The organism is Microbacterium sp. CFH 31415, assembly GCF_022538185.1.
Taxonomy (GTDB): domain Bacteria; phylum Actinomycetota; class Actinomycetes; order Actinomycetales; family Microbacteriaceae; genus Microbacterium.
In genome coordinates, this window is the sequence record NZ_JAKYXC010000005.1 from 262045 (window position 1) to 279316 (window position 17272).

Consider the following 17272-nt stretch of genomic DNA (forward strand, 5'->3'; position numbering starts at 1 on the left):
ATCGTGAGTCGGTGAACGAAGCCCTGTCCCGTGCCGAGTCGCTCATCCGCACGATCCCCGACTACCCCGAGGCTGGGGTGCTCTTCCGCGACATCACGCCGCTCCTGGCGGACGCCTCAGCGCTCCGCGCTGTGATCCACGCGCTCGTCGAGCCGTTCGCGGGCGAGTTCGACGTCGTCGCCGGAGTCGAGGCGCGTGGCTTCCTGCTCGCGGGGGCGGTGGCGATGGACGCGGGCGCGGGCCTGGTGCCGATCCGCAAGGCGGGCAAGCTGCCCCGGCCCGCGGCATCCGTCGACTACGCCCTCGAATACGGGACTGCGACGATCGAGGCGCACGACGACATCCGCGATGGCATGCGCGTGCTGCTCGTCGACGACGTGCTCGCCACCGGCGGCACCCTGGTCGCGGCGCACGCGCTGGTCGAGCGCCTCGGCGGCTCCGTGGTGGGCACGTCCGTGCTGATGGAGCTCGAGGCCCTCGGCGGCCGCGCCCTCGTCGGCGACGTGCACGCCGTCTTCGCCGCCTGACCCCGCCCGCCGGCGCGCTCGAGCGAAGCCCGGGTCGAAGCGCAGGGGGCTCCACCCACACGTCGGCGTGCGAGGGCGGCAGGATGCCGGTCGCCCCGACCGTTCGACCGCCGCGCGCAGACGCTACGCTGTGGCCAGCTCGCCGAAGGAGACGTCATGCTCGGTCACCGTCGCGTACTCGCGCTCATGCTCGCCGTGGCGGGTCTGGCCACGCTGAGCGGGTGTACGCCCGCTCCGTCCAGTGCGGAGGGCGGGTTCGGGCTCCCGCGGCTGCCGGCCGCCGAGTCTGCGGGCATCGCGACGGACACGGAACGGCTCGAGGGCGCCCTGCAGGTGGGACCGAACGGATGCTTCCTCCTCGCCATACCCGGCGACTCCGCCGCCGCGGCGCATGGCACGTGGATCGTGTGGCCCGAGACCGCCGAGCAGGACGGTGCAGCGGTGGTGCTCGCGGACGGCACACGGCTCGGCGACGGCGACGCGCTCACAGGCGCGGGTGAGGTGGTCGGACTCGAGGCGCTCCCTGACGGGATGAGCGACAGCTCGTACTTCGGATCATTCGGGCGCTTCTGCGGCGCGGACGAGCGTCGTGTTCTCGTGCTGACGAGCGTGACAGCCGACTGACTCGCCCCCGAACGCGCTCGAATCACGTTTTCGCGCCTGCCGGCAGCGCTCGCTACCCGCCGAGGACGACGTTGCGGGGCTCCTCGCCCGCCAGCATCCGATCGATCTGCGAGCGGACGAGCCGGGCGATGCGCGGGCCCATCGCCGAGGACGCACCGCCCACGTGCGGCGTGATGAGCACGCCGGGAAGCGACCAGAGCGGATGCCCCGGCGGCAGCGGCTCCGGATCGACGACGTCGATCGCCGCGCGAACCCGGCCGCGGCGCACGTGGTCGACGAGCGCGTCGGTGTCGATGAGCGACCCGCGCCCGACGTTCACCACGAGCGCACCGTCGGGCAGAGCCGCGAGGAATGCATCGTCCACGATGCCCCGCGTCTCGTCGCCGCCGGGCAGGGTGAGGATCACGATCTCGGCCGCGCCGAGGAGGCTCGGCAGCTCGTCGACGCCGTGCACCGGCATCCCGTCCTCCTCACGTGCGCTGCTCGCGACCAACGTCAGCTGCACCTCGAACGGTGCCAGCCGCGCGGCCACCGCCTTGCCGACGCCGCCGTAGCCCAGCAGCAGCACGTGCCGGTCGGCGAGGCTCTGCGTGAAGGCGGGCTGCCAGCGTCCGGCGGCGGTGTCGACGGCGAACCGGTCGAGGTGACGCTGTGCCGCGAGGGCGAGTCCCACCGCGAGCTCGGCCGTCGACGTCTCGTGCACGGTGGCGGCATTGGCGAACGTCAGCCCGCGCGGGAGCACCTCGTCGACGCCTTCGTAGCCGATCGACTGGCTCTGCACGAGACGCGTCGGCACGCCTTCGAGGCGCGCGAGCACCTTCGCCATCTCCATGTACGGCGGCACGACGATATCGAAGCGCGGGCGCGGCGCGGGCCCGTCCATGGGCCACACGACCAGGTCGACATCGGCGGGCAGCGCGCCGAGGTCGGCGGCCAGCTTCTCGGTCGGAACGCTCACGGTAAGAGTCACGCCTCCACGGTATCGGCGTGCTGGGGCGACGGCGCGGGCGTGCGGCGCTACGCTCACGTCGAGCGGCGGCGATGCGGCCGGCCGCGGTACGGAGGAGGCGACGATGGTTCCCGAGATCAACTACTGGGCTGTGCTGGTGGCGACGCTGTCGACCATGCTCGTCGGTTCCATCTGGTACGCGCCGAAGGTCTTCGGTACGCGCTGGGCGAAGCTGGCGAACGTCGACATGAACCGCGACCAGACGGCGCTGCAGGCGTGGATGCCGATCATCGTGACGGTCTTCGTGAGCTTCGTGTCGGCGTGGGTGCTCGCCGGCGCGACCGCCATCTCATGGCACTTCTACGGCAGCGGGTTCCTGCTGGCGGCGCTCGGCACCGCCGTGATCCTGTGGGCGGGCTTCACCGCGGCGCGCTTCATCACGCACGACCAGTTCGAGGGGCGTCCGACGTCGCTGACCGTCATGAACATCGCCCACGAGCTGGTGACGTTCGTGGTCATGGCCATCATCATCGGCGTGTGGCCGCCGGCCGGCACCGTCTGAGCGCTCGGCGGCGGCGTGGCGGCGGCGTGGCTGCGCGTCAGGCGGCGGCGCCGACCACCGCGGCGAGCGCCGAGGTGAAGAACGGCAGGCCGTCGACACCCGAGCGCATGGCGGCGGAGGTGTCGGGGCCGAATCCGGCCTCGACGGCGTGCTCGGGGTGGGGCATGAGTCCCACCACGTTGCCGCGCTCGTTGGTGAGGCCGGCGATGTCGCGCAGGGAGCCGTTGGGATTGACGCCGAGGTAGCGGAACGCGACGAGCCCTTCGCCCTCGAGGCGGTCGAGCTCGGACTCCGAGGCGATATAGCCGCCGTCGGCGTTCTTGAGCGGGATGACGATCTCCTGGTCGGTGGCGAAGTCACTCGTCCAGGCGGTGTCGTTGTTCTCGACGCGGAGCTTCTGGTCGCGGCGGATGAACTGCTGGTGCGCGTTGCGGATCAGGCCGCCGGGCAGCAGGTGCGCCTCGACGAGCATCTGGAAGCCGTTGCAGATGCCGAGCACGGGCATGCCCTTGGCCGCGGCATCCTTCACCTCCGACATGATCGGCGCGAGCGCCGCGATCGCTCCGGCACGCAGGTAGTCGCCGTAGCTGAATCCGCCGGGGAGCACGAGCGCATCGACGCCCTCGAGGTCGTGCGAGCCGTGCCACAGGGCGACCGCCTCGCCGCCGGCGAGTTCGATCGCGCGCCGGGCGTCGCGGTCGTCGAGCGAGCCGGGGAAGGTGATGACACCGATGCGGGCGGTCACTCGACCACCTCGACGCCCACCACATCCTCGATCACGGAGTTGGAGAGGATCTCGTCGGCGACCTGACGCGCGGTGGCGAGCACGTCGTCGGTGACCTCGCCATCGACGGTGAGCTCGAACCGCTTGCCGATGCGCACCGAGGTGAACGCGTTCTGGCCCAGACGCGCGAGCGCGCCGGAGACGGCCTTCCCCTGCGGGTCGAGCAGCTCGGCCTTGGGCATGACGTCGACGACGATGGTGGGCATACGAGAGCTCCAGGAGTCGCGGGAAGGGGTCGAGCCCAGTCTACGGGCCGCGGCATCCGCTCGTCTCCCGGGGTCGTGGATGTGTCGTGATGCAACCGTGACACGTTCGTGGGAGCGCTCCCTTGACATTTGTGGGAGCGATCCCATACGGTGATCCTCAGTCCGGTGGGAACGCTCCCATGGCACTGCGGTCCGGAACCCGTCCCGAGCCGCTCACACCCTGCAACACATTTCGACCCTGACAACACAAAGGAGTGACAGTGAACTCACGCGCCTTCCGTCGAAGCGCCGTGGCAGTTGCCGCCTTCTCGGCCTCGGCCATCGTCCTCGCCGGCTGCGCCGGCGGCGGCGGCAGCCAGCCGTCGGCAGATTCCGACGAGCCCATCACGCTCACGATCGCCACGTTCAACGACTTCGGCTACACCGACGAGCTCCTCCAGGAGTACATGGACGAGAACCCGAACGTGACGATCGTCCACAACCGTGCCGCCGAGTCCGGCGACGCGCGCGCGAACTACTTCCAGAAGCTGGGCAAGGAAGGCCTCGCCGACATCGAGGCCGTCGAGATCGACTGGTTCGCTGAGGCGATGCAGTACTCCGACCTGCTCGCCGAGGCTCCCGACAGCGTCAAGGGCCGCTGGCTCGACTGGAAGGAAGCCGCCGCCACCGACGGCGACGGACGTCTCGTCGGCTTCGGCACCGACATCGGCCCGCAGGGCATCTGCTACCGCGCCGACCTGTTCGAGGCCGCCGGCCTGCCCAGCGACCGCGAGGGCGTCGCCGAGCTGTTCAACGGCGACTGGGAGAACTTCCTCGACGTCGCCGACCAGTACAAGGAAGCCACCGGCAAGCCGATGATCGACTCGGCGAACTCGGTGCTCCAGGGCATCGTCAACCAGATCGAGTACACGTACACCGAGCCCGACGGCACGGTCATCGCCACCGACAACCCCGAGATCCAGGCCGCCTACGAGCTCGTCACCGAGCGCGCGGTCCCGAACTCGGCGTACGCCGGCCAGTGGTCCGACGACTGGTTCGCCTCGATGGCCAACGGCGAGTTCGCCACGATGCTCTGCCCGGGCTGGATGCTCGGCGTCATCTCGGGCAACGCTCCCGACGTCACCGGCTGGGACATCGCCGATGTCTTCCCGAACGGCGGCGGCAACTGGGGCGGCTCGTACCTGACCGTTCCCGCCAACGGCGCCAACGTCGACGCAGCGCTCGCGCTCGCCGACTGGCTCACCGCCCCCGAGCAGCAGGTCAAGGCGTTCACCAACGCGGGCACCTTCCCCAGCCAGCTCGAGGCGTACGAGGACCCGACCCTCACCGACGCGACGAACGAGTACTTCAACGACGCTCCGACCGGTCAGATCCTCAGCGCCCGCGCCGAGGCCGTCACGGTCGCTCCCTTCAAGGACGCGAGCTACTTCAAGTACCACGACGCGCTCCAGAACGCGGTCACGCGCGTCTTCGACGGTGTCGAGGACGAGCAGACCTCGTGGGACACCTGGGTCGCCGAGGTCGAGGCCTTCTGATAGGCGTCGTCTAGCCACCACGGCTGCTCGCCCGGCCGTGGCCTGACCGAAGGAGGAGTGTGCGCGGGTCTCACCCGGCCCGCGCGCACTCCTCCTGCACCGCCCGCCTCTTCCCCGAACAACGAATCGGAGCCTCCGGTGACCTCGACCGCAACCCGCCCCACGGCATCCGGGCCGGCCGACCGGCCGACTCCCGTACGCCAGCCGCGCGTGATCTCCTTCTCCCACCGCCTCAGCCGCTGGGACCTCAAGCTCTCGCCGTACCTCTACATCTCGCCGTTCTTCATCGTCTTCGCGATCGTCGGCCTGTTCCCGATCGCCTACACCGCGGTGATCTCGTTCCAGAACTGGGACCTGGTGCGCAACTCCGGGGAGTTCGTCGGGTTCGACCAGTACATCTGGATCCTGCAGAACCCGCAGTTCTGGACGGCGCTGCGCAACACCTTCAGCATCTTCCTGCTGTCGACGGTGCCGCAGCTCATCCTCGCGATCTTCATCGCCGCGATGCTCGACCGCAACATCCGCGCCAAGACGTTCTGGCGCATGGGCGTGCTGCTGCCCTATGTGATGGCGCCGGTCGCCGTCGCGCTGATCTTCAGCAACATGTTCGGCGACAACCACGGCCTGGTGAACAACATCCTCACCGACCTCGGGATCCAGCCGATCCCGTGGCACAAGGACCCGTTCTGGAGTCACATCGCCATCGCCACGATGGTCAACTTCCGGTGGACCGGTTACAACGCGCTGATCCTCCTCGCCGCGATGCAGGCCATTCCGCGCGACTACTACGAAGCGGCGACCGTCGACGGCGCCGGCGCGTTCCGCCAGTTCGTCTCGATCACGGTGCCCTCGCTGCGCCCGACGCTGATCTTCGTGATCATCACGTCGACGATCGGCGGTCTGCAGATCTTCGACGAGCCGCGCATGTACGACAACACCGGTGAAGGCGGGGCGGCGCAGCAGTGGCTGACGATCACCCTGTTCCTCTACAACATCGGCTGGCGCGAGTGGAACTTCGGGCGGGCGGCGGCGCTCGCGTGGATCCTGTTCCTCATCATCCTCGTGATCGGCCTCATCAACCTCATGGTCACCCGAAGGCTCGTCCGAGATGAGGGCGGCCGTGGCGTCGTGTCACCGCGCAAGAAGGGATTCCGCCGATGAGCATCAGCACTCCTCCGCCGCTCGCGACCATCGAAGAGGGCATCCCGCGCGAAGCCGCGCGTCGTCGCAACAACCGCACGACCAAGATCCGCGGCTACCGGCCGGGGTTCTGGGTCTACGCCGGCCTCGGCATCGTGATCCTGTCGGCGGTGTTCCCCTACTACTGGTCGTTCCTGATCGGCTCGGGCGACTCGTCGACGATCAACGACCCGAACATGTCGTGGATCCCCGGCGGCAACTTCATCGCCAACGCGACGTCGGTGATGAACGACCCGGCCGTGAACTTCTGGCCCGCCCTGTGGAACTCGATCTACAGCTCTACCCTCATCGCCGCCGCGGTCGTCATCACCTCGACGCTCGCGGGCTGGGCGTTCGCGAAGCTGCGGTTCCCGGGCAGCAAGGCGCTCCTCGTCTTCGTGGTCGCGACCATGGCGGTGCCGATGCAGCTGGGCGTCGTGCCGCTCTACATCCTGTTCGCCGACCTCGGCTGGACCGGTCAGATCGGCGCGATCATCATCCCTGCGCTGACCAGCGCGTTCGGCGTGTTCTGGATGACGCAGTACCTGCAGCAGTCGGTCCCCGACGAGCTGATCGAGGCGGCGCGCGTCGACGGGGCCTCCATGATCCGCACGTTCTGGGTCGTCGGCGTGACAGCGGCGCGACCGGCCGCGGCGATGCTGTTCCTGTTCACGTTCGTGGGCGCCTGGAACAACTTCTTCTGGCCGTTCATCGTGCTCGACCGGCAGAACCCGACGCTGCCCGTGGCGCTGTCGCTGCTGCAGTCGAACTACTTCGTCGACTACTCGGTCGTCCTCGCCGGGGTGCTGCTGTCGACCATCCCGCTGCTGATCCTCTTCGCCTTCGCGGGCAAGCAGCTCGTCAGCGGCATCATGGCCGGCGCCGTCAAGGGCTGACCGGCGGCATCCCGCTTCCCTCTCTTCGGACCACTTCAGAAAGGACGCCGTCCGCATGACCGCGACCACTGCGCGCGCCTTCCCGTCGAACTTCCTCTTCGGCGCGGCCACCGCCGCCTTCCAGATCGAGGGGGCCGCCCTCGAGGACGGCCGTCGCGCCTCCATCTGGGACGCCTTCTGCCGCGTGCCGGGAGCCGTCATCAACGCCGACAACGGCGACGTCGCGTGCGACCACTACCACCGCTACGCCGACGACGTCGCGCTGATGAAGTCGATGGGCCTGCAGACGTACCGCTTCTCGACGTCGTGGTCGCGCGTGCGTCCCGACGGCGGCGCGCTCAACCCGCAGGGGGTCGACTTCTACAAGCGGCTGGTCGATGAGCTGCTGGATGCCGACATCCTGCCCTGGCTGACCCTGTACCACTGGGACCTGCCGCAGGCGCTGCAGGAGAAGGGCGGCTGGGCCGACCGCGACACCGCCGACAGGTTCACCGAGTACGCACTCGACATGCATGACGCACTCGGCGACCGCGTCAACGTCTGGACGACGCTCAACGAGCCGTGGTGCTCGTCGTTCCTGAGCTACACGGCCGGTCTCCACGCGCCGGGCCACTACAGCGTCGAGGAGGGCGTGCTGGCCGCGCACCACCTGCTGCTCGGCCACGGTCAGACCGTTCGCGAGCTGCGGGCGCGCGACGCGTCGCTCAACCTCGGCCTCACGCTGAACCTGACGGTCGCCGACCCGGTCGATGAGAACGACCCCGCCGACCTCGACGCCGCGCGCCGAATCGACGGCCAGTTCAACCGCTGGTTCCTCGACCCGGTGTTCCGCGGTGCGTACCCGGCCGATGTGGTGGATGACATCCGCACGGTGGATGCCGCGGCCATCGCCGCATGGGAGTCCGCGGTGCGCCCGGGCGACCTCGAGGCCATCTCGACGCCCATCGACACGCTGGGCGTGAACTACTACCACGGCGAGTTCGTCGGCGGACACGCGCCCGCGGTGGCGCCGATCGGCGGCGACGCGCCGACCGACCGGCCCGGCGCTTCGCCGTTCCCGTCGCATGAGGGCATCTTCTGGCACGAGCGCGGCCTGCCGCGTACGCCGATGCATTGGGAGGTGCAGCCCGAGGGCCTCACGCGCCTGCTCGGCCGGGTGTGGGACGAGTACGCCCAGCCGGCCGGCACGGTGCTCTTCGTCACCGAGAACGGCGCCGCCTACGACGACGAGCGCGTCGTCGAGGACGGCGAGGTGCGTGTGCACGACGCCGATCGCGCCGACTTCGTCCGCTCGCACCTGGGTGCGATCCTCGATGCGGTGGAAGCCGGGGTCGATGTACGGGGATACTTCTACTGGTCGCTCCTCGACAACTTCGAGTGGGCGTGGGGGTACGAGAAGCGGTTCGGCATCGTCCGGGTCGACTACGACACCCAGCTGCGCACGGTGAAGGACAGCGGTCGCGAGTACAGCCGCATCATCGCCGCGCGCGAGCTGGAGCGAGAGACGGCGACCGTCGGGTCGTAGCATCCCGGAAGGAAAGGCAGACGGCATGACGACGGACGCGATGCGCGGATCGGTGACGATCGAGGAGGTCGCCGCGGCTGCGGGTGTCTCCCGATCGACGGTCTCGCGGGTCGTGAACGGCTCGACGGCCGTGAGCCCCGAGGCGCTCGAGGCGGTCAAGCGCGCGATCTCGGACCTCAACTACGTGCCCAACCGCGCCGCCCGCTCGCTCGCGAGTCGGCAGACGCACGCGATCGCGCTGGTCGTTCCCGAAGACACCACGCGCTTCTTCGGAGACCCCTTCTTCGCGGCGATCGTGTCGGGCATCAACGCGCGGCTGAGCCGGTCGGACTACGTGCTGAACCTGTTCATCGCGAACGACGACCCGGGCGACAAGACCACGAGCTACGTGCGCAGCGGCGCGGTCGACGGCGCGATCATCGTGTCGCACCACACGAGCGACAGCTTCATCGACCGCATCGCCTCGGCCGTGCCGGTCGTGTACGGCGGTCGGCCCGTGCGCGAGCGCGAGCGCGACTACTACGTCGACGTCGACAACGTCCGCGGTGGACACGACGCGACGACCTACCTGATCGAGCGCGGACACCGGAACATCGCCACGATCACCGGACCTCTGACGATGCCCGCCGGCGTCGACCGCCTGCAGGGCTACCGCGACGCGCTCCGGGCATGGGATCTGCCCGAGGGCGAGGTCGTCGACGGCAACTTCACCGCCGACGGGGGCGCCGACGCGATGCGCACGATCCTCGCTGCCGGCGAGCGTCCCGACGCGGTCTTCATCGCGAGCGACCTCATGGCCCGCGGCGCCCTCACGGTGCTGGCCTCGGCCGGACTGCGCGTGCCGGAGGACATCGCGATCATGGGCTTCGACGACTCGCCGGTCGCCACGTCGGTGACGCCGCAGCTGACGACCATGCGCCAGCCGTCGTTCGCACAGGGTGAGCGCATGGCGACGGTGCTGCTCGACCTGCTCGCCGGCCGCCACCCGCGGCACGTGACGATCCTCGAGACCGAGCTCGTCGTCCGCGACTCCGTCTGAGCACCCGCGCCGTTCCCCGCGTCCTCCGAACCAACCTCGAGAGGGCGGACAGGGGCTCAGCCGCGGCCGGGCGACGTCGCGACGAGAAGGTTCGCCCAGGGGTCGTCGAACGACAGGTCGCGGCCGTCATCGCGCACCTGGAACCCGTGGTGCCGCAGCCGCTCGGAGAGCTCGCCCATCGCGTCGGCGTCGGGCAGCGCGATGTCGACGCGTCCGAGGCCGAGCGCGGGCATGCGGGGGCCGGCTCCGCGCGAGTTCCACACGTTCATCGCCATGTGGTGGTGGTAGCCGCCGGCGCTCACGAACAGCGCCTGGTCGCCCAGCGTCGCGGTCGCATCGAACCCGAGCGCGTCGATGTAGAAGGAGCGGGCGGTCGCGACATCCCCCACCGAGAGATGCACGTGACCGACGGATGCCGCATCCCCGGCCGTCGCGCCGAGTGCGGCCTCCTCGGTGAGGTGCTGACCGAGGAAGCCGTTCGGGTCGAGGTACAGGGTCGCCATCTCGACCTGCCCGTGCGTCCACGACCACTCCGTGCGCGCGCGGTCCCAGTACAGCTCGATGCCGTTGCCCTCGGGGTCGGTGAAATAGAACGCCTGGCTGACGAGGTGGTCTGCCGATCCGGTGAACGTTCCGGGCGCATGACGCGCGACCGAGTACAGCGCCGCAGCCAGGGCGGTCTGCGTCTCGAAGAGGATCGCCGTGTGGAACAGCCCCGCCGACCCGGGCGTCGCCTGCCGGAGCGACGGCTCGTGCCGGAGGATCACGATCGGGCGCCCGGCGCGGCCCAACGTGACGGTGTCGCCCTCGGCGGCGAGCACCTGCAGCGTCACGACGTCGCGGTAGTACGCCGTCATCGCGTCGAGGTCGCCGACGAGCAGCGTCACGGCGCCCATCGACGTGTCGGCGGCGAGCCGGTCGCCGTGGTCTGCGGGAAGGTCAGTCATGTGTACCTACAACTATCCTCCGGCGCCGGTTATTCCCGAAGTGACTGCCTCAGCGCACCGCAGCGTTCTCGGGGTCGCCGCCGAGCGGGCCGACCGCCGGGATCGGGCCGCCGTCGTCGGCCCCGGTGCGGCGCCAGCGCGCGATCGCGTTGCCGAGGTGGTAGATCAGCAGGGCCGCCGCGGCGCCGATCACGATCGCGCCGAGCTGGAACTCGCCCCACTGCATCGTGAAGCCCGCGATCGCGATGACAAGGGAGACGGCGCCGGTGTACTGGTTGACCGGCCGCGAGAAGTCCACGCGGTTGTCGACCCAGATCTTGATGCCGATGATGCCGATGAGTCCGTAGAGCGCCGTCGTCACACCGCCGAGCACGCCCGCCGGCACCGAGGCGATGACGGCACCGATCTTCGGCGACAGCGCGAGCAGCACGGCGACGATGCCCGCGACCCAGTAGGCGGCCGTCGAGTACACGCGGGTCGCGGCCATGACGCCGATGTTCTCGCCGTACGTCGTCGTTCCCGAGCCGCCGAAGAAGCCGGCGAGCGTGGTCGCGGCCCCGTCGGCGATGAGTGCACGGCCGGTGTGCTGGTTGACCGAGGCATCCGTCATCGTCGCCACACCGCGAACGTGACCCACGTTCTCGGCGATCAGCACGAGCACCACGGGCAGGAACATCGCGATGACGCTCCACGTGCCCGGCGCGGCGAAGTCGGCGAGGTGGAACTCGGGCAGTCCGAACCAGGCCGCCTCGTCGGCGGCGGAGAAGTCGACCTCGCCGAAGAGCAGGGCGACCACGTAGCCCACGATCACGCCGAGGAAGATCGAGATGCGGCCGAGGAAGCCGCGGAACAGCACGCTGAACAGGATCACCGCGATGAGGGTGATGGATGCCGTCACCGGCTGCTGCTCGAAGTTGTCCCACGCGACCGGGGCGAGGTTGAACCCGATCAGTGCGACGATCGCGCCGGCGACCACCGGCGGCATGAGCTTGTCGATCCAGCCCATGCCCGCGAACTGGACGACGAAGCCGACCGCCGCGAGGAGGATGCCGACGGCGACGATGCCGGCGAGGGCGGAGCCCATGCCCTGCGACGCGGTCGCCGCCGTCACCGGCGCGATGAACGCGAACGACGAGCCCAGGTAGCTGGGGAGCTTGTTGCGGGTGACGACGAGGAAGAGCAGGGTGCCGATGCCCGAGAAGAAGAGGGTCGTCGAGACGGGAAAGCCCGTGATAACCGGAACGAGGAACGTCGCGCCGAACATCGCCACGACGTGCTGCGCGCCGATCGCAACGGTCGCCGGCCAGTTCAGCCGCTCGCCGGGCGCGACCACCTGGCCGGGTTCGACGGTCCGGCCGTTGCCGTGAAGGGTCCACAGAGGCATGCGCGCTCCTTGCGCTCGAGGATGATGCGTCCCTCACCCTAGCGACGGTGCGGGACGACGGAGATCCGGGGTCAGGCGGCCGTGAGGCGCTCGAGCAGCTCGCGGTAGCGGGCCGTGGTGCGCTCGATCACGTCGGCGGGGAGCGCCGGCGGCTCGCCCTCGCGCGGCGGCGGCCAGTTCGCGGCCAGCCAGTCGCGGACGATCTGCTTGTCGAAGCTCGCCATGCGCTCCTCGGGGGTCGTGCCCGAGGCCCAGGCCGCGGCATCCCAGTACCGCGACGAATCGCTCGTGAGCACCTCGTCGGCGAGGGTCAGCACCCCGTCGTCGTCGACACCGAACTCGAACTTCGTGTCTGCGAGGATCACACCGTGCTGCTCGGCGGTGCGCGCGGCCCGCGTGTAGATCTCGAGCGACAGGTCGCGCAGCTCGGCGGCGCGCTCCGCGCCCACGAGCTCCACGGTGCGCTCGTACGAGATGTTCTCGTCGTGCTCGCCCATCGGGGCCTTCCACGCCGGAGTGTAGATCGGCTCAGGCAGCCGATCGCCGTTGTGCAGCCCGGCCGGCAGGACGATGCCGCACACCGTGCCGTTTTCGCGGTACTCGGCCCAGCCCGAGCCGGTGAGGTAGCCGCGCACGACGCATTCGATCGGCTGCATGTCGAGGCTCTTCACGACCATGGCGCGGCCGGTGACGGCATCCGGGATCAACGACTGCAGATCATCGGCGGTGTTCGCCTCGCCGTCCGCGCCGAGGGTCAGCACGTGGGACGATGCGAGATGATTCGGGATGCCGCGGCCGCCGTCCGCGCCCGCCAGCTGATCGAACCACCAGAGGCTGAGCGTGGTAAGCAGCACGCCCTTGTCTGGGATGCCGGGCGACAGCACGTGGTCGAACGCGCTCACGCGGTCGCTCGCGACGACGAGCATGCGCTCGGCCGTGGCGGCGTCGGACGCGTCGGCGGGGACGTAGAGGTCGCGGACCTTGCCGGAGTACACATGCCGCCAGCCGGGCAGTTCGAGAGGGCTCGTCACCTGCCCATTATCCCGGGCCGCGCTCGCCGCTGAGCGTCGCGTGCGCGCGGGGCGTCGCGCGCGGAGTTCGGGGAATCGACCCGGGCGGGCGCCGAGGAGGCGTAGAGTCCCCCCCGACTCTCGACACGGAGCGACATGAAGGATGCGATGACCGAACAGACGACTCGGGCCGCGGCATCCGCTCGCCCGTCCAAGGCTCCCCGCAGTCCGTGGCCCGCGCTGTGGGCACTGGTCATCGGGTTCTTCATGATCCTCGTCGACACGACGATCGTGTCGGTGGCGAACCCGGCCATCAAAGCGGCGCTCGACCCCGAGACGAACAACCTCGACAACGTCGTGTGGGTGACGTCGGCATACCTCCTGGCGTACGCGGTGCCGCTGCTCATCACGGGTCGCCTGGGCGACCGCTTCGGACCGAAGAACATCTACCTCATCGGGCTCGCGGTGTTCACCCTCGCCTCCCTCGCGTGCGGCCTGTCACCGACCCTCGGCGCGCTGATCGCGTTCCGGGCCGTGCAGGGCCTCGGCGCGGCGATGATGACGCCGCAGACGATGGCGGTCATCACCCGCACCTTCCCGCCGAATCAGCGCGGGGCGGCGATGGGCCTGTGGGGCGCCACCTCGGGGGTCGCGATGCTCGTCGGCCCGCTCGCCGGCGGTCTGCTCGTCGACAGCCTCGGCTGGGAGTGGATCTTCTTCATCAACCTCCCGGTGGGGATCGTCGGCTTCGTCCTCGCCTGGATCCTCGTGCCGAAGCTCGAGACGCACCCGCACAGGTTCGACCTCGTGGGCGTCGTGCTGAGCGCGGTCGCCCTGTTCCTCATCGTGTTCGGCCTGCAGGAGGGCGAGACCTACGACTGGGGCGTGATCTGGGGTCCGATCACGGTGTGGGGGCTGATCCTCGCCGGCGCCGTCGTGCTCGCGCTGTTCATCTGGCAGCAGGCGAAGACGAAGAGCGAGGCGCTCGTGCCGCTGGAGCTGTTCCGCGACCGCAACTTCTCGGTGGCGAACCTCGGCATCGCGACCGTCGGCTTCACCGTGACGAGCATGTCGCTGCCGCTGATGTTCTTCATCCAGCTCGGTCGCGGGCTCACTCCGACCGAGGCGGCACTGCTGCTCGTGCCGATGGCCGTCGCGGCCGGCGTGCTCTCGCCGATCGCCGGACGCTGGCTCGACCGCACCGACCCGCGCGTCCTGCTCGTCCCCGGGCTGCTGCTCGTCACGGGGTCGCTCGTCCTCTACTCGTTCCTGATGAACGTCGACACCCCGATCTGGATGTTCCTCATCCCGTCGTTCATCATGGGCGTCGGCAATGCCGGCATGTGGGGTCCGCTCGCGACGACCGCGACGCGCAACCTCGCGCCGCGCCAGGCGGGCGCCGGAGCGGGCATCTACAACACCATGCGCACGATCGGCTCGGTGCTCGGCTCGGCATCGATCGCCGTGTTCATGCAGGCGCGCCTCGAGGCGAACCTCCCGGGTGCCTCCGAAGCGCCGGCGGGGTTCGGCGAGGGCGCGCTCCCTCCGCAGATCGCCGAGCCGTTCTCGACAGCGATGGCGCAGGCGATCCTGCTGCCGGCGGCCGTGCTTCTGATCGGCGTGGTCGCGGTGCTGTTCCTTCGTCGCCCGTCGCCGACGCCGACCGCCGAGTGGCAGGCCGCCGAGGAGGCCGTGTAGGACGGAGGCGTTCAGCCGCGCCGAACTGCGCCGCGTCGCGGCGAGAGGCCGCGAAACGGCGCGGTTGAGGGCCCGGTGCCCCGGCTCAGCCGCGCCGAACTGCGCCGCGGGCCGGCGGAAGGCAGCGAAACGGCGCGGTCGAGCCGTCAGTCCTCGACGACGCGCGCCGCGATGTCCGTGCGATGCTGCCCGCCCTCGAGCTCGATCGCGGCGATCGACCGGTAGACGCGGTCGCGGGCCTCGGCGAACGTCGTTCCCAGCCCGACCACGTTCAGCACGCGGCCGCCGGTCGCGACGAGCCCGCCATCGGTCTCGGCCGTGGCCGCGTGAGCGAGATGCACGCCCTCGACGGCGGCCGCAGCATCCAGTCCGCTCAACGGCCGGCCAGTCACGGGTGACTGCGGATATCCCTCGCTCGCCAGCACCACGGTCACGGCGACCGCGTCGGCGAAGGCGGGCCGAGGGCGACTCTCGAGATTGCCGGATGCTGCGGCCAGCAGCAGCTCGGACAGCGGGTCGACGAGCCGGGGCAGCACGACCTGCGTCTCGGGGTCGCCGAAGCGCGCGTTGAACTCGATGACCTTGACACCGGCATCGGTGAGGATGAGCCCGGCGTAGAGGAGACCGATGAACGGTGTTCCCTCGGCGTCGAGTCGGCGGATGACCGGCTCGGCCACCTCGCGCGTGACGAGGTCGACGAACTCGTCCTCGCCGCCGAAGCGCTCCGACAGCCACGGCAGCGGCGAGTACGCGCCCATGCCGCCGGTGTTCGGGCCGGCGTCGGCGTCGAGCAGGCGCTTGTAGTCCTGCGCGGGGCTGAGCGGAAGCACGTGGTCGCCGTCGCTCAGGAAGAACAGCGACACCTCGGGCCCGGAGAGGAACTCCTCGACGAGCACCGGCCCGGAAGAGAGGTAGGCGTCGGCGTGCTCGATCGCCGCGCCGCGGTCGTCGGTGACGATGACGCCCTTGCCCGCAGCCAGGCCGTCGGCCTTCACCACATAGGGTGATCCGAGGTCGTCGAGCGCGGCCTCGAGCTCGACGCGGTTCGCGGCCCGCAGCGCGCGGCCGGTGGGGACGCCCGCGGCGTCCATGATGCGCTTGGCGAACGCCTTGGAGCCCTCGAGCTGCGCCGCGGCCCTGCCGGGGCCGAACACCGGGATGCCGCGCTCGCGCAGGGCGTCGGCGACGCCGGCCACGAGTGGAGCCTCGGGCCCGATCACCACGAGGTCGACGGCGTTCCCGTTCGCGAAGACCGTGACGGCGGCGGGGTCGTCGGCGTCGAGCGCCACCACCTCCGCGTCCTGCGCGATGCCGGCGTTGCCCGGAGCCGCGAAGATCTCGTGCTCCGTGTCTTCCGAGCGCAGGGCGAGGATGATGGCGTGCTCGCGCGCGCCCGAGCCGAGTACGAGGATCTTCACCCGACCAGCCTACCGAGCGCTTCGCATCGTGTTCAGGCCGGCCGAAGTCAGGCGACACGCGGGTCGGCGCGGCTGTGCGAAGCGACGAGCACGGCGTGTTTCCTGACGGTGGCACCGGAGTGGCCGGTGCTGCGGGAACCGGACGCGACGGCGTGGCCGCCCTCACCGTGCTCCGCGCGGCGTAGCGTTGACCCATGCCGCGAAGGATCACGACCGACGAGGGACGAACCGCTCTCGAAGCCGTGCATGCGGCGGGCGAGGCATCCCTCCCCTCCCGCACCGACCTCGCCACGGCCGTGCGCTACCTGCTGCAGCTGCTGGCGGAGAAGGCTCCGGGCAACTCGGTCGAGGTGCGCGTGCCGCCGTTCGGTGCTGTGCAGGTCGTCGAGGGCCCGCGCCACACCCGCGGGACGCCGCCGAACGTCGTCGAGACCGATCCCGCGACGTGGATCGCCCTCGCAACCGGACAAGAGCTGTGGACGGATGCCGCCGCCCAGGGCCGCATCCTCGCGTCCGGCACGCGCGCCGACATCTCCGACCTGCTCCCGCTGCGCCCCTGACCGCAGCCCCCGCCTCTCGACGGCCGGGACGGTGCCGCCGCTCGGGAGGAGTGGGACAATGGAGACATGCCGGATCACGTCGAAGACCACATCGAGACCGTGCGCGTCCGCCGTGCACCGAAGATCTCGGTCTTCCTGCTTGCCGGCGCCGCGCTCGGCGTCGTGGTCGCGATGATCCTCACGTTCGCGTTCGACGGCTCCGCCGAGAAGAGCCCGAACACCGGGCTCGTCTACTCGCAGGGCCAGGTCTTCGGCTTCCTGCTCCTCGTCTGCATCCCCGTCGGGCTCGCGCTCGCCGGCTTCGTCGCGCTGTGGTTCGATCGTCGTTCGAACAAGCGCACGCGCGAGGTCACCGTCGATCACGAGTCGGTGCAGGTCGACGAGGACCGCCCCGCCTCCTGACGCCGGCGCGCCTCAGCTCGCGCTCAC

Annotated in this window: 18 protein-coding genes; 11 read left to right on the forward strand and 7 right to left on the reverse strand. The window is 70.1% G+C overall.

The features are described from left to right. Positions 1 to 11: 11 nt before the first annotated feature. Both MK786_RS07865 and MK786_RS07870 read left to right on the forward strand, forming a co-directional pair. Positions 12 to 527 (forward strand): adenine phosphoribosyltransferase, encoded by a 516-nt coding sequence (locus tag MK786_RS07865; protein WP_241111667.1) that lies wholly within the window; start codon positions 12 to 14, stop codon positions 525 to 527. A 156-nt stretch (positions 528 to 683) separates the two neighbouring features. Beyond that, positions 684 to 1151 carry a hypothetical protein gene (locus tag MK786_RS07870; RefSeq protein ID WP_241111668.1) on the forward strand — a complete coding sequence of 156 codons (468 nt, stop codon included), beginning with the start codon at positions 684 to 686 and terminating at the stop codon, positions 1149 to 1151. Positions 1152 to 1203: 52 nt separating this feature from the next. On the opposite strand, the gene MK786_RS07875 is transcribed toward MK786_RS07870, so the two are convergent. Next, positions 1204 to 2121: a 2-hydroxyacid dehydrogenase gene (locus MK786_RS07875; RefSeq protein ID WP_241111669.1), complete on the reverse strand. Its 918-nt coding sequence runs from the start codon at positions 2119 to 2121 to the stop codon at positions 1204 to 1206. 103 nt (positions 2122 to 2224) lie between these two features. Here MK786_RS07875 and MK786_RS07880 point away from each other — a divergent pair, with 103 nt between their 5' ends. Beyond that, a complete protein-coding gene (locus MK786_RS07880; RefSeq protein ID WP_241111670.1) occupies positions 2225 to 2662 on the forward strand; it encodes a DUF1761 domain-containing protein in 438 nt (145 codons plus the stop codon). Between the two features lie 37 nt (positions 2663 to 2699). Here the strand turns inward: MK786_RS07880 and purQ are convergent, their stop codons facing one another. Together purQ and purS are read right to left on the reverse strand one after the other, a co-directional pair. Beyond that, entirely contained in the window at positions 2700 to 3407 is a 708-nt protein-coding gene (gene purQ / locus MK786_RS07885; protein ID WP_241111671.1) for a phosphoribosylformylglycinamidine synthase subunit PurQ, read from the reverse strand. Continuing rightward, positions 3404 to 3652: a phosphoribosylformylglycinamidine synthase subunit PurS gene (gene purS, locus MK786_RS07890; RefSeq protein ID WP_241111672.1), complete on the reverse strand. Its 249-nt coding sequence runs from the start codon at positions 3650 to 3652 to the stop codon at positions 3404 to 3406. Before purS ends, purQ begins: the two co-directional genes overlap by 4 nt. 260 nt (positions 3653 to 3912) lie before the next feature. On the opposite strand from purS, the gene MK786_RS07895 reads away from it, so the two are divergent. The 5 genes from MK786_RS07895 to MK786_RS07915 all read left to right on the forward strand — a co-directional run bounded on the left by MK786_RS07895 (position 3913) and on the right by MK786_RS07915 (position 9826). Further along, positions 3913 to 5187 (forward strand): ABC transporter substrate-binding protein, encoded by a 1275-nt coding sequence (locus tag MK786_RS07895; RefSeq protein WP_241111673.1) that lies wholly within the window; start codon positions 3913 to 3915, stop codon positions 5185 to 5187. Between the two features lie 138 nt (positions 5188 to 5325). Then, entirely contained in the window at positions 5326 to 6348 is a 1023-nt protein-coding gene (locus MK786_RS07900; protein WP_241111674.1) for a carbohydrate ABC transporter permease, read from the forward strand. Then, positions 6345 to 7262, forward strand: coding sequence for a carbohydrate ABC transporter permease (locus MK786_RS07905; RefSeq protein WP_241111675.1), 918 nt, complete (start codon positions 6345 to 6347; stop codon positions 7260 to 7262). Before MK786_RS07900 ends, MK786_RS07905 begins: the two co-directional genes overlap by 4 nt. Positions 7263 to 7317: 55 nt before the next feature. Continuing rightward, positions 7318 to 8787, forward strand: coding sequence for a glycoside hydrolase family 1 protein (locus MK786_RS07910; protein ID WP_241111676.1), 1470 nt, complete (start codon positions 7318 to 7320; stop codon positions 8785 to 8787). A gap of 25 nt (positions 8788 to 8812) precedes the next feature. Further along, positions 8813 to 9826, forward strand: coding sequence for a LacI family DNA-binding transcriptional regulator (locus MK786_RS07915; RefSeq protein WP_241111677.1), 1014 nt, complete (start codon positions 8813 to 8815; stop codon positions 9824 to 9826). Between the two features lie 56 nt (positions 9827 to 9882). Here the strand turns inward: MK786_RS07915 and MK786_RS07920 are convergent, their stop codons facing one another. The 3 genes from MK786_RS07920 to MK786_RS07930 form a co-directional block, all read right to left on the reverse strand. Next, entirely contained in the window at positions 9883 to 10773 is an 891-nt protein-coding gene (locus MK786_RS07920) for a VOC family protein (RefSeq protein ID WP_241111678.1), read from the reverse strand. Between the two features lie 49 nt (positions 10774 to 10822). Further along, positions 10823 to 12157, reverse strand: a complete 1335-nt coding sequence (locus MK786_RS07925) for a uracil-xanthine permease family protein (RefSeq protein WP_241111679.1) — start codon at positions 12155 to 12157, stop codon at positions 10823 to 10825. Between the two features lie 71 nt (positions 12158 to 12228). Beyond that, positions 12229 to 13188 (reverse strand): phosphoribosylaminoimidazolesuccinocarboxamide synthase, encoded by a 960-nt coding sequence (locus MK786_RS07930; RefSeq protein ID WP_241111680.1) that lies wholly within the window; start codon positions 13186 to 13188, stop codon positions 12229 to 12231. 147 nt (positions 13189 to 13335) lie between these two features. Here MK786_RS07930 and MK786_RS07935 point away from each other — a divergent pair, with 147 nt between their 5' ends. Next, positions 13336 to 14865, forward strand: a complete 1530-nt coding sequence (locus MK786_RS07935) for a DHA2 family efflux MFS transporter permease subunit (protein WP_241111681.1) — start codon at positions 13336 to 13338, stop codon at positions 14863 to 14865. 146 nt (positions 14866 to 15011) lie between these two features. Here the strand turns inward: MK786_RS07935 and purD are convergent, their stop codons facing one another. Continuing rightward, the gene (purD, locus tag MK786_RS07940) at positions 15012 to 16283 is read right to left on the reverse strand and encodes a phosphoribosylamine--glycine ligase (protein WP_241111682.1); all 1272 of its coding nucleotides are present in this window, start codon (positions 16281 to 16283) and stop codon (positions 15012 to 15014) included. A 194-nt stretch (positions 16284 to 16477) separates the two neighbouring features. On the opposite strand from purD, the gene MK786_RS07945 reads away from it, so the two are divergent. Next, positions 16478 to 16843, forward strand: coding sequence for a sterol carrier family protein (locus tag MK786_RS07945; protein ID WP_241111683.1), 366 nt, complete (start codon positions 16478 to 16480; stop codon positions 16841 to 16843). A gap of 66 nt (positions 16844 to 16909) precedes the next feature. Next, a complete protein-coding gene (locus MK786_RS07950; RefSeq protein ID WP_241111684.1) occupies positions 16910 to 17245 on the forward strand; it encodes a potassium transporter Trk in 336 nt (111 codons plus the stop codon). Positions 17246 to 17272 lie beyond the last annotated feature (27 nt).

What these genes read in the sequence shown, in the direction of transcription:
- MK786_RS07920 (WP_241111678.1), bottom strand. Translation starts at nt 10,773, where the DNA reads ATGACTGACCTTCCCGCAGACCACGGCGACCGGCTCGCCGCCGACACG.
- MK786_RS07880 (WP_241111670.1), top strand. Translation starts at nt 2,225, where the DNA reads ATGGTTCCCGAGATCAACTACTGGGCTGTGCTGGTGGCGACGCTGTCG.
- MK786_RS07915 (WP_241111677.1), top strand. Translation starts at nt 8,813, where the DNA reads ATGACGACGGACGCGATGCGCGGATCGGTGACGATCGAGGAGGTCGCC.
- purS (WP_241111672.1), bottom strand. Translation starts at nt 3,652, where the DNA reads ATGCCCACCATCGTCGTCGACGTCATGCCCAAGGCCGAGCTGCTCGAC.
- MK786_RS07925 (WP_241111679.1), bottom strand. Translation starts at nt 12,157, where the DNA reads ATGCCTCTGTGGACCCTTCACGGCAACGGCCGGACCGTCGAACCCGGC.
- MK786_RS07935 (WP_241111681.1), top strand. Translation starts at nt 13,336, where the DNA reads ATGACCGAACAGACGACTCGGGCCGCGGCATCCGCTCGCCCGTCCAAG.
- MK786_RS07945 (WP_241111683.1), top strand. Translation starts at nt 16,478, where the DNA reads ATGCCGCGAAGGATCACGACCGACGAGGGACGAACCGCTCTCGAAGCC.
- MK786_RS07905 (WP_241111675.1), top strand. Translation starts at nt 6,345, where the DNA reads ATGAGCATCAGCACTCCTCCGCCGCTCGCGACCATCGAAGAGGGCATC.
- MK786_RS07870 (WP_241111668.1), top strand. Translation starts at nt 684, where the DNA reads ATGCTCGGTCACCGTCGCGTACTCGCGCTCATGCTCGCCGTGGCGGGT.
- MK786_RS07910 (WP_241111676.1), top strand. Translation starts at nt 7,318, where the DNA reads ATGACCGCGACCACTGCGCGCGCCTTCCCGTCGAACTTCCTCTTCGGC.
- MK786_RS07950 (WP_241111684.1), top strand. Translation starts at nt 16,910, where the DNA reads ATGCCGGATCACGTCGAAGACCACATCGAGACCGTGCGCGTCCGCCGT.